Genomic DNA, 15,676 nt, shown 5'->3' on the forward strand with positions numbered 1-15,676 from the left:
GCAGGTGTCCAGAGAAGGTACTAGGCGAAGGTTAACAACCCTCCGAGAACTTCACAGCGCGCGCAGCAGCACGACACAGCGCGGCGCCAGTGACACCCGCGCCCCGGCCTCGACCTCGGTGACTCCGGATCCGGACGTGTCCAGCACCACCTCGTAGCCGGGCGCCCAGGACGCGTCCGGTACGACGACCTCGCGCGGGTCGGCGGTCGCGTTCAGCACCAGCAGGAACGAGTTGTCGGTCAGGACGTTGCCTTCGGCATCGGTGCCGCGCAGGGCGTCGCCGGCCAGGAACATACCGATCGTCCGGAGGTTCCCGTCGTGCCAGTCGTTCTCGGTCATCTCCCCGCCGTGGGGCGCGATCCAGGACAGGTCCTTGCGCCCACCCGGGACCACCGGCTGCCCGGAGAAGTAGTGCCATTGGCGCAGCGCCGGATGCGCGGCCCGGAGCGCGAGCAGCTTCTTGGTCAGCGCGAGATGGTCCGACCAGGCCGACGGCAGCGTCCAGTCGAACCAGGAGATCTCGCTGTCCTGGCAGTAGGCGTTGTTGTTGCCGTACTGCGTGCGCCCGCACTCGTCGCCGGCGGTGATCATCGGGACGCCGGTGGACAGCACCAGTGTCGCCATCAGGTTGGCCATCTGGCGTTTGCGCAGGGCAACGATGCGCCGGTCGTCGGTCTCGCCCTCGGCGCCGCAGTTCCAGGACCGGTTGTCGTCGGTGCCGTCCCGGTTGTCCTCCCGGTTCGCCTCGTTGTGCTTGTGGTTGTACGAGACCAGGTCGCGCAGCGTGAAGCCGTCGTGCGCGGTGACGAAGTTGATCGAGGCGTACGGGTAGCGCCCGTCGTCGCCGTACAGGTCGCTGGAACCGGACAGCCGGTAGGCCAGGTCCTGCACGCCGTACGACGAGGTCCGCCAGACGTCGCGGACCGAGTCGCGGAACTTGCCGTTCCACTCCGACCACGGCGTACCGAAGTTGCCGACCTGGTAGCCGAACGGGCCGACGTCCCAGGGCTCGGAGATCAGCTTCACCCGGCCGAGCACCGGGTCGGCGGCCACCTCGGCGAGGAACGGGTGGTTGACCGTGTCGACCTCGTGCCGCTCGTTGCGGATCAGCGTGACCGCCAGGTCGAACCGGAACCCGTCGACGCCCATCTCCTCGACCCAGTAGCGCAGCGAGTCCATCACCAGGCGGCGGACCTGCGGGTGCGCGGTGTTCACCGAGTTGCCGGTGCCGGTCACGTCGTAGGTCACGCCGCCGTGGGTGAGCCGGTAGTAGGCCCGGTTGTCGATCCCGCGGAAGCTCAGCGTCGGCCCGTCGAAGCCGCCCTCGGCGGTGTGGTTGTAGACCACGTCGAGGATCACCTCGATGCCCGCGGCATGGAACGCGGCCACCATCTGCTTGAACTCCGCCACCTGCTCACCGGTCGAGCCCGCCGACGAGTACGGCGCGTGCGGAGCGAAGAAGTTCAGCGTGTTGTAGCCCCAGTAGTTCGGCAGGCCGCGGGCGGCGATGGCCGGCTCGGTGAGGAAGTGGTGGATCGGCAACAGCTCGACCGAGGTGATGCCGAGGTCCTTGAGGTAGCCGATCACCGACGGGTGCGCGAGGCCGGCGTACGTGCCGCGCTGGTGCTCGGGGACGTCGGGGTGCAGCTTGGTGAAGCCCTTGGTGTGCAGCTCGTAGATCACCGTCTCGCTCCACGGCACCGGCCGGCTGATCGGCGGCGGTGGGGCGCTGTCGGCGACCACCACGCCGACCGGGACGTGCCCGGCCGAGTCGCCGTCGGAGGAGTCGTAGATCAGCGGACTGGCGAAGTCGAGCGTGCCGTCGACGGCGCGGGCGTACGGGTCGAGCAGCAGCTTGGCCGGGTGGAAGCGCAGCCCGTGCGACGGGTTGAACGGGCCGTGCACCCGGTAGCCGTAGCGCTGGCCGTGGCCGACGCCGGGCACGACGCCGGTCCAGTACTCACCGGTGCGGACCAGATCCAAGTTGCGCTGGGCACCCTCCGGGCCGAGCAGGGCAAGCTCGACCCGCTCGGCGGCCGGGGCCCAGAGGGTGAACGTCGTGCCGTCGGTGTGCACCTGTGCGCCGAGCCGGATCTCCGGGTCGGGGGCAGGGCCGAGCTCGTTCGGGGCGGCGGTGGCTTCGGTCACCGGCACATTCTGCCCATGACGTGTCAAACACGTGCACAACGGGCAGGAGTTGTCCCTAGCGATGTTGATAGTGTTCATGAAAGGCTGTTATGGACAGGCGCGCGCAGTAACCGTAAGTTGTTGCCACTCGTGCCCGGAGCCGAGGAGAAAACCATGCGAATCACAGCCCTGCTGGCCGGCGTCGTGCTGGCCGCGACCGCCCTCACAGCGTGTGGCGGGAACTCCGACGACGCGGCCGACGCCAAGGTCCCCGACGACCCCGCCCAGGTGAAGGGCGACCTCACCTACGCGATCTGGGACGTCAACCAGCAACCTGCCATGCAGGAGATCGTCAAGGCGTTCAACGCGAAGTACCCCAACGTCAAGGTGTCGATCTCGCTGGCCGCCTTCGACCAGTACTTCACCAAGCTGAAGACCCAGGGCTCGTCGGACAGCCTGCCCGACGTGTTCTGGATGAACGGGCCGAACCTGCAGTTGTTCGCGGGCAACAAGCAGCTCGCCCCGCTGGACGGCCTGATCGAGGACAAGCAGGTCGACCCGGCCAACTACCCCAAGGCGCTGAACGAGCTCTACTCCTGGGACGGCAAGCAGTACGGCGTACCGAAGGACTTCGACACGATCGCGCTCTGGTACAACAAGAAGCTGTTCGCCGAGGCCAAGGTGGCCGAGCCGACCGCGGACTGGACCTGGGACGACTACAAGGCGGCCGCCGCCAAGCTGAAGGCCGCGCTCGGCCCGAAGGGCATCTACGCCTCCGGTGACGAACTGGGCAACCAGGGCAACTACTACCCGGCGATCATGAGCAACGGCGGGTACGTGATCAAGGACGGCAAGTCCGGCTACGGCGACCCCAAGTCGATCGAGGGGCTGCAGTTCTGGTCCGACATGGTCAAGGCCGGCTACACCCCGACCGCGGCGCAGAACGCCGAGACCCCGGGCCGCGAGCGGTTCTTCAGCGGCAAGGCCGCGATGATGTGGAACGGCAACTGGCTGGTCTCGATGGCGCTCAAGTCGCCGGTGAAGAACGACCTGGCCATCGTGCCGTTGCCCAAGGCCCCGTCCGGCGAGCGCAAGACGCCGATCCACGGGCTGGCCAACGTGATGAGCGCCAAGGCGAAGAACCCGCAGGCCGCGGCCGCGTTCCTGGCCTTCCTCGGCAGCAAGGACGCCGCGCTGATCCAGGCCAAGGCCGGTGCGGCCAACCCCGCCTTCAACGGCACCCAGACCGACTTCGTCAACTCCGCGCCGTACGCGCTGAAGACGTTCATCGACGCGGCCGCGCAGTACTCCGAGCCGTACCCGGTGAGCAAGGACACCTCGGTGTGGAACAAGCTCGAGACCGACGAGATCGCACCCGCGTTCGGTGGTGACAAGCCGATGTCCGAGGTGGGACCGGCGGTCGCGGCCAAGATGGACGAGGCGCTGGGCAAGGAGAAGTGAAGGCGCGGCGGGCCGACGGCAGCTGGCCCTGGCTGTTCGTCCTGCCGACCTTCCTCGGTGTCGTCGTCTTCTACCTGTGGCCGTTGCTGAAGACGCTGTACGACAGCTTCACCGAGACCGGCCCGTTCGGCGGCAGCACCTGGGTCGGGGCCGAGAACTACAGCACGCTGATCGCCGACGGCGAGGTCTACCGGGCCGTCGTCAACACGGTCGTCTACACGGCGATCGTGTTGCTCGGCATCCCGCTGGCCGTGCTGTTCGCCAGCCTGCTGAACCGCCCCGGCCTGCGCGGCGCGATGATCTACCGGACCCTGTTCTTCCTGCCGTACGTCGCCCTGCCGACGGCGATCTCGCTGGTCTGGCGGATCATCTACAACGGCGAGTACGGCGTACTGAACCAGGCGCTCGGGGTGCTCGGCATCGACGGCCCGTCGTGGATCACCGAGCCGTGGTTCGCGCTGATCGCGGTCGCGCTGCTCGGGCTGTGGATGTCGATCGGCTTCAACATGATCGTGCTGGCCGCCGGGCTGAAGGGCATTCCCGGCGAGCTGTACGAGGCGGCGTCCCTGGACGGCGCCTCGCGGGTGCAGCAGTTCCGGTCGATCACCGTGCCGCTGCTGACGCCGTCGATCTTCTTCCTGTCGGTGGTCACCACGATCGCCGGGTTCCAGCTGTTCGACCAGCTGTTCGCGCTGCTCGGGCCGACCAACCCGGTGATGCCGAAGACGCAGTCGCTGGTGTTCCTGTTCTACGACGCCGCCTTCGTCGGCAACGACCGCGGGTACGCCGCGGCGGTCGCCGTACTGATCCTGGCGGTGGTCGGGCTGCTGACGCTGTTCCAGTTCCGTTTCCAGCGCAGGTGGGTGAGCTATGACTAGTCGCGACCAGCGGCAGCAACGCCTGGGCAGCAACCGGGTCGCACACGTGGTGCTGATCCTGGGCAGCCTGGTGATGACGTTCCCGTTCCTGTGGCAGCTCAAGATGGCCTTCTCCAGCCAGGCCGAGATCCAGTCGGTGCCGCCGGACCTGTTCCCGTCGAAGCTGCAGTGGAGCAACTTCTCCGAGGTCTTCCAGCGGCTGCCGTTCCTGGACCAGTTCTGGGTGTCGGTCGCGGTCACGGCCGGCCGGACGATCGGCCAGCTGGTGCTCTGCTCGATGGCCGGTTACGCGTTCGCGCGGATGTCGTTCCGGTTCAAGGGCCTGATGCTGGCGCTGATCCTGTCGATCCTGATGGTGCCCAGCCAGGTCTACCTGATCCCGCAGTACCAGATCATCCAGTCCCTGGGCTGGCTCGACTCGATCCAGGGCATCATCGCGCCGGGCATCTTCAGTGCCTTCGGCACCTTCTTGATGATGCAGTTCTTCCGGACCATCCCGGCGGAGCTGGAGGAGGCCGCCCGGCTGGACGGCTGCAACCCGTGGCAGACGTTCTGGAAGGTCGTCCTGCCGGTCGCCCGGCCCGGGCTGATCTCGCTGGCGATCATCACCGTGCTCGCGTCCTGGGCTGATCTGCTCTGGCCGCTGGTGGTCACCTCCTCGCCCGAGAACATGCCGCTGTCGGTCGGCCTGGCCACGCTGAGCGGTTACCAGGGCACGATCTCGCCGGGCGTGCTGATGGCGGCGGCGTTGATGGCGATGGCGCCTGTTCTGATTCTCTTCGTCGTGCTGCAGCGTCGCGTCGTCGAGGGAATCGCCTTCTCTGGACTGAAATAGCACTGTTCCGGACTCGAGTAAGGAAATCCATGGCAGACCTCAAAGGCCTGACGGTCGGGCTGGTCGGCGCGGGCAACATCGCGCACGTCCACGTCGCGGCCTGGAAGGCGCTCGGCGCGCGCATCCTGGTTCACTCCCACGCGGGCGCCGACGAACTGGCCGAGGGCTACGGCCTGGAGGTCGCGGGCTCGCTCGACGACCTGCTGGCCGGCGTCGACTTCGTCGACATCGTGACGCCGTCGGCGACCCACCACGACGTCACGCTCGCCGCGATCAAGGCCGGCCGGGACGTGATCTGCGAGAAGCCGCTGACGCTGACCGCGGCCGCGTCGCACGAGCTGTCGACGGCCGCGGCGGCTGCCGGCGTACGGCTGTATCCGGCGCACGTGGTCCGGTTCTTCCCGGCGTACAAGGCGGCGTACGACGCGGTGCAGGCCGGGCGGATCGGTCAGGTCGCGGTAGCCCGGTTCTTCCGGCAGGCCAGCTCACCGGCCGGCGCCGGCTGGTATCGCGACGTCGCCCGCTCCGGCGGCGTGATCATGGACCTGATGGTGCACGACCTCGACCAGGCCCGCTGGATCTGCGGCGAGGTGATGAGCGTGTACGCCGTGCAGAGCCCGCCGACCGTCGACGGCATCTCGCCGGTCAACGTCGCGGCGCACGTCACGCTCACCCACGAAGGCGGCGCGATCAGCCACCTCCGGGCGACCTGGGGCGCGACCGGCACGCAGTTCAAGTCGGGCTTCGCGATCGCGGGGGCGACCGGCCAGCTGCAGTACTCGTCGGCCGAGGACACCGGCTACGCCGAGGAACTGCAGGACGGCGACTCGGGCGGCGACCTGCTGATCCCCGCGAACACGCTCGGCGAGAGCCCGTACCTGACCCAGCTGCGCGAGCTCGCCCTCGCCCTGCGCGGTGGACCCGAGCCGCGGGTCACGGCGGCCGACGGTGCCGCCGCGGTCTACCTGGCCGAGGCGGCCCGCGCCTCGATGGAGACCGGACGCGCGATCGACATGTTGAGCTTCGACCCGGCAGGAGTGGCCCGATGAGCCTCAAGGTAGCGATCGCGTCGTTCGCGCACACCCACGCCTCGTCCTATGCCTTGTTGCTGTCCGAGCTTCCGGGGATCGAGGTGCTCGCCGCCGATCCCGACGGCGCCGCGGCGCCCGACGCCGGTCCGCGGGGTGCCGAGTTCGCCGCGGCGCACGGCGTCGCGTATGTCGACTCGTACGACGAACTGTTCGCCTGGGGCCCGGACGCCGTCGTGGTGACGAGCGAGAACGCGCTGCACCGGCCGCTGGTCGAGCGGGCCGCGGCGGCCGGCGCGCACGTGCTCTGCGAGAAGCCGCTGGCCACCGAGGTCGCCGACGGCGAGGCGATGCTCGCCGCGTGCGAGGCCGCCGGGGCGATCCTGATGGTCGCGTACCCGGTGCGCTTCGCGCCGTCGTACGGGCGGCTGAGGGCTTCGGTGGAGGCCGGGCGGCTGGGCGACGTGTTCGCCGTCCTGGGCACGAACAACGGCAAGATCCCCTATGCGGCACGCCAGTGGTTCACCGACGCGAAGCTGGCCGGCGGGGGAGCGCTGGTCGACCACACCGTGCACTGCGCGGACCTGATCGACGGGCTGACCGGTGGCGTCGAGGCCGCGCGCGTGCACGCCGCGGCGAACCACGTGCTGCACCAGGACAAGGACGTCGAGGTCGAGACCGGGGGGCTGGTGACGATCACCTACGCGAACGGTCTGCTGGCCACCATCGACTGCTCGTGGAGCGTGCCGGACAACGGCCCGACCTGGGGCGGCGTCACCCTGCAGGTCACCGGGACCAACGGCTCGGTCGAGATCGCGCCGTTCCAGCCGCACGTGGGTGGCACCGACGCCTCGGGCGAGGTCTACCTGGCCGTTGGCGACAACTTGGACCGGGCGATGCTCGGCGAGTTCCTGTCCGCCGTACGGGCGTCCGGCCCGGCGGTCGCCGGACAGCCGCCGGCCGTCGTACCGCAGCCCGACGGCGCGGTCGGCCTGCGCACCCTCCGCATCGTGGACGCGGCGCGTCGCTCGGCCGCCTCTGGCCAGCCGGTGGACGTGCAGCACTGATCAACCTCCGCGATCCGGCGACGGCCACGCTCAGCGGCCGTCGCCGGACGGCGTTTGTGGGGGTTTGATCAGTGCTGCACGTCCGGGTCCGGTACGGTGCCGGGGATGTGACCGGTGGGTAGGACCTGACTGGAGGACTGAGGATGGGCGAGTTCGTCAACCTGACGGTGACCGACGGAGTCGGCACGATCCGGCTGGACCGGCCGAAGATGAACGCGCTGAACGTCCAGGTCCAGGAGGAGATCCGCGCCGCGGCCGAGGAGGCGTCGACCAACGACGACGTGCGCGCCGTGGTGATCTACGGCGGCGAGAAGGTCTTCGCGGCCGGCGCGGACATCAAGGAGATGGCCGACATGTCGTACGCCGACATGGTCCGCCGTTCCGGCCCGCTGCAGTCGTCGCTGTCCGCGGTCGCCGCCATCCCGAAGCCGACCGTCGCCGCGATCACCGGCTACGCGCTCGGCGGCGGCTGTGAGCTCGCGCTGTGCGCCGACTACCGGATCGCGGCCGAGGACGCCAAGCTCGGCCAGCCGGAGATCCTGCTCGGCATCATCCCCGGTGCCGGCGGCACCCAGCGGCTGTCCCGCCTGATCGGCCCGTCCAAGGCCAAGGACCTGATCTACACCGGTCGTTTCGTCGACGCGGAGGAGTCGCTGCGGATCGGGCTGGTCGACAAGGTCGTCCCGGCCGCCGAGGTGTACACCGCCGCCGTGGCCTGGGCCTCGCAGTTCTCCGGTGCCGCCGCGCTGGCGCTGCGCGCGGCCAAGGAGTCGATCGACGCCGGCCTCGGCGTCGACCTGCACACCGGGCTCGAGATCGAGCGTCAGCAGTTCGCCGCGCTGTTCGCCACCGAGGACCGCGCGACCGGAATGAAGTCCTTCGTCGAGAACGGCCCGGGCAAGGCCGCCTTCTCGGGCAAATAGAGTAAGGGAATCCGAATGACCACCTCCGCTGAGGAGCCGGCCGCGCAGGCGAAGCCCGCGGTTTCCGCCGAACAGGTCGAGGCGGCCTGGAACGACAACAAGCTCGCCCAGGTCCTCTACCACGACTGGGAAGCCTCGACCTACGACGAGAAGTGGTCGATCTCGTACGACGAGCGCTGCGTCACCTACGCCCGCGACCGGTTCACCGCGATCGCCGGCTCGGACGGTTGGCCGTACGGCAAGTCGCTGGAGATCGGCGCCGGGACCGGCTTCTTCACGCTGAACCTGAAGCTGGCCGGCGTACTGGCCGAGGCGCACGTCACCGACCTGTCGCCGGGCATGGTCGAGGCCGCCAAGCGCAACGCCGACACGCTCGGCTTCGCGGTCGAGGGCAAGGTCGCCGACGCGGAGAAGCTGCCGTACGACGACAACACCTTCGACCTGGTGATCGGGCACGCGGTGATCCACCACATCCCCGACGTCGAGCTGGCCTTTCGCGAGATGCTGCGCGTGCTCAAGCCGGGCGGCCGGTTCGTGATCTGCGGCGAACCGACCCGGTACGGCGATTTCGTGGCCCGGCGGCTGTCGCGGTTCACCTGGTGGGCGACCACGAACCTGACGAAGATCCCGGCGCTGGGCGACTGGCGACGGCCGCAGGAGGAGCTGGACGAGTCGTCCCGCGCGGCCGCGCTGGAGGCCGTGGTCGACCTGCACACCTTCGACCCCGACACGCTGGCGCGGATGGCCACGCGGGCCGGTGCCGCCGAGGTGAAGACGGTGACCGAGGAGCTGCTGGCGGCGTGGGTCGGCTGGCCGATCCGGACGTTCGAGGCGGCCGTACCGGAGGAGAAGCTCGGGTTCGGCTGGCGGATGTTCGCGTACAAGTCGTGGCTGCAGCTGTCGAAGGTGGACAAGGTGCTGTCACAGGTCGTGCCGGACGAGCTCTACTACAACGTCTCCATCACCGGCGTCGCGAGGTAGATACTGGTCTGATGCGGTTGCTGTCGGTCGAGAACCTGCGTTGGGTGGTCCGCCACCGGGCGTGGACGCCGTACTACCTGAAGCGCTACTGGCGGTTCGCCTGGTTCAAGCTGCGGCATCCCCAGGTGGTCACGCAGGGGTTCGTCTTCCTCGGCAAGAAGCTGGAGATCGTCGCGCGGCCGGGCCACGGCCGGATCGTGCTCGGCAAGTGGGTGCATCTGGGCGACGAGACCCGGCTGCGCGCACACGAGGGCACGCTGCGGATCGGCGACAAGGTCGTCTTCGCTCGCGACGTCACGGTGAACTGCTACCTGGACGTCGAGATCGGCGCGTCCACGCTGATCGCCGACTGGACCTACATCTGCGACTTCGACCACAAGACCGACGACCTCGGGCTGCCGATCAAGGACCAGGGCCTGGTGAAGTCGCCGGTCCGGATCGGTCCGGACTGCTGGCTGGCCACCAAGGTGACCGTGACCCGCGGTACCGACATCGGCCGCGGCGCGGTGATCGGCGCGAACAGTGTTGCCCGTGGCAACATTCCGGAGTACGCCGTGGCGGTCGGAGTGCCGGCCGTCGTGGTCCGCGACCGGGTCAGCCGGTACGCCGCGGACGCCGAGCGCCGGGAGTACCTGGCCGGACTCGCGCGGGAGAACGAGCGGACGGCCGCCCGGTTGCGGGCCGGCCTCGACGGAACGGGTGATGCCGCGGTGAGTCCGGACGATGGCGCCACGACCACGCCCGTCGCTGACGAACCTGGCTCCGGGGTGGAAATCCCGGCGGCACCCGGCGTGGCGGGTGGTGTGGACACCACTGCGGTGGGTAACCGTACTGCTACGGCTGATGATCCGGCGAGCGCCGAGGGGTTCTCAAGTTACTCACCAGTCGGGCAGTATGTCCCCGAAGTCGTCGGAGAGGAGTCCCCGCGTGGTCGACACCGCTGACTCCGCACGCCTGTCCGGACCGGTCCCGGACCCCGCGACGGCGTCGTCGCTCGACCAGGCGGCGGCCGACGGCTCGATCACGCAGGCCCGGCACCGGGTGGTCGATCCGGTGCCGATCGTGACGGAAGGTCCCGGCCTAGCTACGTTGGACAGTGTGGACAACCGCCCGCTGGGCATCCGGCGCCGGTTGTCGCCGCGCCCGGTCCCGGGCAACCGGCGCAAGCGGCCACCGGCGCAGGTGGCGGACGAGGAACCGACCCCGGCTGAGGAGATGGACGACGTGGGTACTCACGACGACAAGGCGGCCAAGGCCACCGAGTCCGACCGGACGGCGAAGCCGGCGGACGGCGCCGAGCCGGAATCCGGTACGAGTGCTGGGTCCAAGGCCGGCTCGGCCTCGGAGGTGAGCGCCGCTTCGGCGACAGCTGCTGCGGGCGGTCGCACGGCGACGAAGTCCAAGCCGCAGACGGCGGCCGAGATCGTCGCGGCCCAGAAGGCGCGCGAGGCGGCCGCGGCCTCCGGGGCGGCCGACAGTGCGAAGGCCGCGGCGGACGACACCGCTGCGACCAGGGCGGTCACCCGGCAGCCGGCCGCATCAGGTGCCTCAGGCAACAAATCGGGCAATCCGCTGGTCGCGGCGAAGACGGCGCGGGAGACCACCGTCACGACGTCGGCCGGCGGCAAGGGCCGGGCGGCGATGTCGACGGTCGGCTCGGGCGTGAAGCAGTTGCGCAACCTGATCGCCTCGCTGGTGTGGCTGATCGCCGTACTGGTTGCGGCGGTGCTGGCTCTGGGTGCGCTGTTCACCGCGCTCGACCAGACCAACCAGAGCAACGAGATCGTCCGGTGGGTGCTCGAGCGCGGCCACGAGCTGGTCGGCCCGTTCGAGGACCTGTTCCGCCTGGAGACCGCGAAGAACACCCTGCTGGTCAACTGGGGAATCGCGGCGCTGGTCTACCTGATCGCCGGCAAGATCGTCGAGCGCTTCGTCCGGCCCTGATCGATGGCACCGCGAAGGCGGTCCCGTCCGGTGACGGAACCGCCTCGCGGGCTCAGGGCAGCGGCAGGAACGCGAGGCGTTCGTGCACCTCGCCGCCGATCCGGGTGGTGTCGGAGCCGACCCACAGGCCGGCGGAGGTGAGCAGGAGGTCGTACCCGCCGATGCCCCGGTCCTTGGTGGGGTTCCACGAGTACGCCAGGCCGTGGTTCGGGTTGAGCGAGGCGATGCCTGGCCGGGAGACCGCGCCGGGGCCGGCGAAGTCCCGGCCGGCCGGGTTGTTCATCCAGCGCTGGTGCCCCTGGACGTACACGGCCGCGCGGGTGACCTGGACCGAGAGCAGCGTGTCGCCGCCGGTGTAGTTCGCCCAGACCGGGTACGTCGTCCGCGAGTCGTTGGCATTCCAGCGCGAGGCGGAGTCGCAGAGCTTGGTCCGGTCGTTGGGGAAGCCGCCGCCGGTGGTGACGATGACGAAGAACGTGCCGTCGGGGGAGAAGTCGACGTCGCGGGTCCAGGTCGGGTGCGCGCTGTTGCAGGAGTTGTCGAACAGCGGCGAGTACCACCCGCTCACGGTCGCCCGGGTGCTGCCGAGGTTGATCAGGGCCGCGCGCTGCCGGGCCTGGCCCCCGATCGAGGTGAACGTACCGACGATCGCGAGCCGGGTGCCGGCCGGGTTGGGGGCGAACCGGAAGACCTTCGTCGGGCCGGCCACCTCGCTCTGCGGCTGGCCGGTGATGGCGAGGTTGATGTAGCCGGTGTCGCCGCCGGTGGCCGGGTTGACCGCGGCCAGCTTCTTGCCGAACGTGCCGCCCATGATCAGCCGGCCGTTGACGAGCGCCAGGTCGGTGACCGAGCCGGTGAGCCGTGCGTTGAAGGCCTGGTCGACGGCGCCGGTGTACGGGTTCAGCTTGACCACGCCGCTGCGCGCGATCCCGTTGACGGAGCTGAAGTACCCGCCGACCCACAGCGACTTGCCGTCGGTGGCCATCGCCCAGACCTCGGAGTTGAAGCTGGCCTGGAACGCCGTCAGGCCACCGGTCAGCGGGTTGAACCCGAACAGCCGGTTCCGCGCGATCGTGGCGCTGTTGTTGTACGGCTTGACGCTGCTGAACTGCCCACCGGCGAACATGATCCCGCCGAGCTGGAGCATCTTGTAGACCGCCCCGTCCTGCACCCGCGGGGTGAGGTCGGAGGGGTTCGGCGAGACGACGACCGTGTGCACGATCGGCGAACCGGAGGCGGCGCCGCCGGTGAACACGGTGGCGAGCGTGGTCGCCACGGCAGCCACCACGGCGCCGCCGGCCAGCAAGATCTTCTTCATGCTCGGGTCCCCCCACGGGATCTGCGCGGCGCTTCGAAGGCGCCGCGCGAAAAAACAGACTGTGACACAAGGAGAGATGCGGCGGGAAGACCTGTGGTTGCGAGTGGGCCGAAGGCCTTTCAGATCGTGATGTTCCAGCGGAGAACGGTCACCGTACGTCGCCGGGCCGTGCCCGGGCGACGACCACGAGGTCGAGGCTGTCGTCCAGCGCGCCTTGGCGGATCTCGAAGTCCTCGTACGAAGTCTGGGTGACCAGCTCCGTCAGGTCCTCGCTCCACTCCAGGTGATCGCCCTCCAGCTGGGCCGTGACGCAGGATCCGTTGACTGCCTCCCAGGCCGTCAGCCGGGGACCGTGCCACAGCCCGAGGACGTCGACGATCTCCAGGTCGGCCCGGACCAGCTCGGTCAGCTCGGCGGCTGTGAGTTCCTTGGTGTGGTACCAGTTGCCGGGCGGGAAGGTCAGCGTGTTCGGGGTGGTCAGGACCAGCGTCGCGCCCGGCGCGAGGATCCGGGCGCACTCGGCGACGAACCGCGGCTGCTCCCACAGGTGCTCGATCGTCTGCAGCGACACGACGGTGTCGAAGCTGGCGCCGGCGAACCCGGTCTGGACGAGGTTGCCCTGCACCAAATTGACCTGTGGATAAGCCTTGGCGGCGTGCCTGAGCGTCGTACCTTCGTAGTCGAGACCGAACACCTGCTGCGCGCCGCCGGCGCGCAGCAGTTCCGCGCCGTACCCCTCGCCGCAGCCGGCGTCGAGGACGCGGCCGTCCGGTCGCAGGGTGTCCGCGATCCAGCGATAGGCGGCCTCGTGGCGTGCGAACCAGTAGTTCTCGTGCCAGATCCCCGGGGCAGTGCGCTCGCCGGTAAGCGGTAACGTCTCGGTCACCCGGTCAGCCTAACTGTGATGGGACTCGCACCCGACTTATGTTTCTCGTGAGTAACATCCGTGGCAGGCTGGGAGAGACCGTTAACCAGAAGGGGTCCCACACGCTATGAAGATCGTCGTCTGCGCGAAGTTCGTGCCGGATGCCACGGCGGACCGCCGCTTCCGCTCCGAGGACAACACGGTGGACCGCGCCGGTGTCGACGGGCTGCTGTCCGAGCTGGACGAGTACGCCGTCGAGGCCGCGCTCACCGTCAAGGAGAACGGCGATGCCGAGGTGACCGTGCTCACCGTCGGCCCGGAGCAGGCCGCCGACGCCGTCAAGAAGGGCCTGCAGATGGGCGCCGACGCCGGCGTTCACGTGATCGACGACGCGATCCACGGCTCGGACGCCGTGGCCACCTCGCTGATCCTGGCCAAGGCGCTGAGCAAGCTCGAGGCCGACCTGGTCGTGTTCGGGATGGGTTCCACCGACGGTGGCATGGGCGTCGTCCCGGCGATGGTCGCCGAGCGGCTCGGCCTGCCGGCCGTCACGCTGGGTTCGGAGGTGACCGTCGACGGGACCACGGTGAAGATCCGCCGGGACGGCGATCTGGCCAGCGACACCGTCGAGGGCACGCTGCCCTTGGTGCTGAGCGTCAGCGACCAGGCCAACGAGCCGCGCTACCCGTCGTTCAAGGGCATCATGGCGGCGAAGAAGAAGCCGGTCGAGACGTGGTCGCTGGCCGACCTCGAGCTGTCGGGCGACCAGGTGGGCCAGGCCGCGGCCTGGACCGAGGTCGTCGAGGTGACCGCCCGTCCGCCGCGCACCGCCGGCACGATCGTCGCGGACGAGGACGGCAGCGGTGCTGCCCAGCTCGTCGAGTTCCTGTCCACCAACAAGTTCCTCTGAGGAGCGACCCGAATATGTCGAACGTTCTCGTTCTCGTCGACCACACCGGCGGCACGGTCCGCAAGACCACCGCGGAGCTCCTCACGATCGCGCGCCGGCTCGGCGAGCCGGTCGCGGTCTACATCGGCGACGGCGTCCAGGACGCCCTGCCAGCCCTGGGCCAGTACGGCGCGACCAAGGTGATCGCGCTGACCAACCCGGAGCTGTCGCAGTACCTGGTGGCCCCGAAGGCCGAGGCGCTGCAGCAGGTCGCGGCCAAGGTGGAGCCGTCGGCGATCCTGATCTCGTCCAGCGCGGAGGGCAAGGAGATCGCCGCCCGGCTGGCGGTGAAGCTGGACTCCGGGCTGATCACCGACGCCGTGGACGTGCAGGAGGGGCCGGTGACCACCCAGTCGGTGTTCGCGGGCAACTACACCGTCCAGGCCAAGGTCACTCACGGCACGCCGATCATCACGGTCAAGCCGAACTCCGCCACTCCGGAGGCGGCCGAGACGTCGCCGGAGGTGGAGGAGTTCGACGTGACGATCTCCGACGCCGCGAAGACGGCACGCATCACCGACTCCAAGCCGCGGGAGGCCACTGGTCGTCCCGAGCTCACGGAGGCCGCCATCATCGTCTCCGGCGGTCGTGGCACCGGCGGTGACTTCGGCCCTGTCGAAGCCTTCGCCGACTCCTTGGGCGCTGCTGTGGGCGCCTCGCGGGCCGCCGTGGACTCGGGTTGGTACCCGCACGCCTACCAGGTGGGCCAGACGGGTAAGACCGTCTCCCCGCAGTTGTACGTGGCCGCGGGCATCTCCGGGGCCATCCAGCACCGGGCGGGCATGCAGACCTCGAAGACCATCGTCGCCGTCAACAAGGACGAGGAAGCCCCCATCTTCGAGCTGGTCGACTTCGGCGTCGTGGGGGACCTGCACAAGGTCCTGCCGGCCGCCACCGAAGAGGTCACCAAGCGCAAGTCCTGACCCGGTCGGGGCCCGTCGGTACCCCTCGACGACGGGCCCCAACCCTCGATTTGCATCTTCACCGTGAATGTCAGTAATGTTCTTCTTGTTGGAGCGAGTGCGGGACGCGGAAGCGGCCGGTCGCTCCGAACTCCCTGAAGGTCACTGAAGCCGAGACACGCCTTGTGCGGGTTTGGGCCACTGAGACACGCAGGGGGACTGGTTCGAAAGGCCGGATTTGACCGGGCTTAAGCGAATCGGTAAGGTTGGTCGAGTTGCCCCGGAGTCCTGGCTGAGAGGCTGAGGACGCGGTGTGCGCCCGATTCTTGAGAACTCAACAGCGTGCCGAAAGTCAATGCCGAAATTTAGCATTAACCCCCTTTCACGGGTCATCTTTT

General features: G+C 69.1%; 14 protein-coding genes. 11 read left to right on the top strand and 3 right to left on the bottom strand.

All coding sequences use genetic code 11. The features are described 5' to 3' along the window. Nucleotides 1-51: 51 nt before the first annotated feature. The gene (gene glgX / locus BWI15_RS20515; RefSeq protein WP_083750894.1) at nucleotides 52-2,148 is read right to left on the bottom strand and encodes a glycogen debranching protein GlgX; all 2,097 of its coding nucleotides are present in this window, start codon (nucleotides 2,146-2,148) and stop codon (nucleotides 52-54) included. 153 nt (nucleotides 2,149-2,301) lie between these two features. Between glgX and BWI15_RS20520 the strand changes: the two genes are divergently transcribed. The 9 genes from BWI15_RS20520 to BWI15_RS20560 all read left to right on the top strand — a co-directional run bounded on the left by BWI15_RS20520 (nucleotide 2,302) and on the right by BWI15_RS20560 (nucleotide 11,244). Then, a complete protein-coding gene (locus BWI15_RS20520) occupies nucleotides 2,302-3,588 on the top strand; it encodes an ABC transporter substrate-binding protein (RefSeq protein ID WP_077015968.1) in 1,287 nt (428 codons plus the stop codon). Beyond that, complete coding sequence (locus BWI15_RS20525; protein ID WP_077015969.1) at nucleotides 3,585-4,466, top strand: carbohydrate ABC transporter permease; 882 nt, start codon at nucleotides 3,585-3,587, stop codon at nucleotides 4,464-4,466. Before BWI15_RS20520 ends, BWI15_RS20525 begins: the two co-directional genes overlap by 4 nt. Continuing rightward, nucleotides 4,459-5,301: a carbohydrate ABC transporter permease gene (locus BWI15_RS20530; RefSeq protein ID WP_077015970.1), complete on the top strand. Its 843-nt coding sequence runs from the start codon at nucleotides 4,459-4,461 to the stop codon at nucleotides 5,299-5,301. Before BWI15_RS20525 ends, BWI15_RS20530 begins: the two co-directional genes overlap by 8 nt. Nucleotides 5,302-5,330: 29 nt before the next feature. After that, nucleotides 5,331-6,350, top strand: a complete 1,020-nt coding sequence (locus tag BWI15_RS20535; RefSeq protein ID WP_077015971.1) for a Gfo/Idh/MocA family protein — start codon at nucleotides 5,331-5,333, stop codon at nucleotides 6,348-6,350. Continuing rightward, nucleotides 6,347-7,396 carry a Gfo/Idh/MocA family protein gene (locus BWI15_RS20540; protein WP_077015972.1) on the top strand — a complete coding sequence of 350 codons (1,050 nt, stop codon included), beginning with the start codon at nucleotides 6,347-6,349 and terminating at the stop codon, nucleotides 7,394-7,396. The genes BWI15_RS20535 and BWI15_RS20540 overlap by 4 nt, the downstream gene beginning before the upstream one ends. Before the next feature lie 143 nt (nucleotides 7,397-7,539). After that, a complete protein-coding gene (locus BWI15_RS20545; protein WP_077015973.1) occupies nucleotides 7,540-8,319 on the top strand; it encodes an enoyl-CoA hydratase/isomerase family protein in 780 nt (259 codons plus the stop codon). A gap of 15 nt (nucleotides 8,320-8,334) precedes the next feature. Then, entirely contained in the window at nucleotides 8,335-9,300 is a 966-nt protein-coding gene (locus tag BWI15_RS20550) for a class I SAM-dependent methyltransferase (protein ID WP_077015974.1), read from the top strand. An 11-nt stretch (nucleotides 9,301-9,311) separates the two neighbouring features. After that, nucleotides 9,312-10,244 (top strand): acyltransferase, encoded by a 933-nt coding sequence (locus BWI15_RS20555; protein WP_077015975.1) that lies wholly within the window; start codon nucleotides 9,312-9,314, stop codon nucleotides 10,242-10,244. Further along, nucleotides 10,228-11,244 (top strand): hypothetical protein, encoded by a 1,017-nt coding sequence (locus BWI15_RS20560; RefSeq protein ID WP_077015976.1) that lies wholly within the window; start codon nucleotides 10,228-10,230, stop codon nucleotides 11,242-11,244. Before BWI15_RS20555 ends, BWI15_RS20560 begins: the two co-directional genes overlap by 17 nt. A gap of 52 nt (nucleotides 11,245-11,296) precedes the next feature. Here BWI15_RS20560 and BWI15_RS20565 read toward each other — a convergent pair whose 3' ends face one another. Both BWI15_RS20565 and BWI15_RS20570 read right to left on the bottom strand, forming a co-directional pair. Next, entirely contained in the window at nucleotides 11,297-12,562 is a 1,266-nt protein-coding gene (locus BWI15_RS20565; protein WP_083750895.1) for a hypothetical protein, read from the bottom strand. Nucleotides 12,563-12,710: 148 nt separating this feature from the next. Further along, entirely contained in the window at nucleotides 12,711-13,448 is a 738-nt protein-coding gene (locus BWI15_RS20570; RefSeq protein WP_077015977.1) for a class I SAM-dependent methyltransferase, read from the bottom strand. A gap of 106 nt (nucleotides 13,449-13,554) precedes the next feature. Between BWI15_RS20570 and BWI15_RS20575 the strand changes: the two genes are divergently transcribed. Both BWI15_RS20575 and BWI15_RS20580 read left to right on the top strand, forming a co-directional pair. Then, nucleotides 13,555-14,337, top strand: coding sequence for an electron transfer flavoprotein subunit beta/FixA family protein (locus BWI15_RS20575; protein WP_077015978.1), 783 nt, complete (start codon nucleotides 13,555-13,557; stop codon nucleotides 14,335-14,337). A gap of 14 nt (nucleotides 14,338-14,351) precedes the next feature. After that, nucleotides 14,352-15,299, top strand: coding sequence for an electron transfer flavoprotein subunit alpha/FixB family protein (locus BWI15_RS20580; protein ID WP_077015979.1), 948 nt, complete (start codon nucleotides 14,352-14,354; stop codon nucleotides 15,297-15,299). Nucleotides 15,300-15,676: the final 377 nt, after the last annotated feature.

This window comes from Kribbella sp. ALI-6-A (assembly GCF_001984195.1).
GTDB lineage: Bacteria > Actinomycetota > Actinomycetes > Propionibacteriales > Kribbellaceae > Kribbella.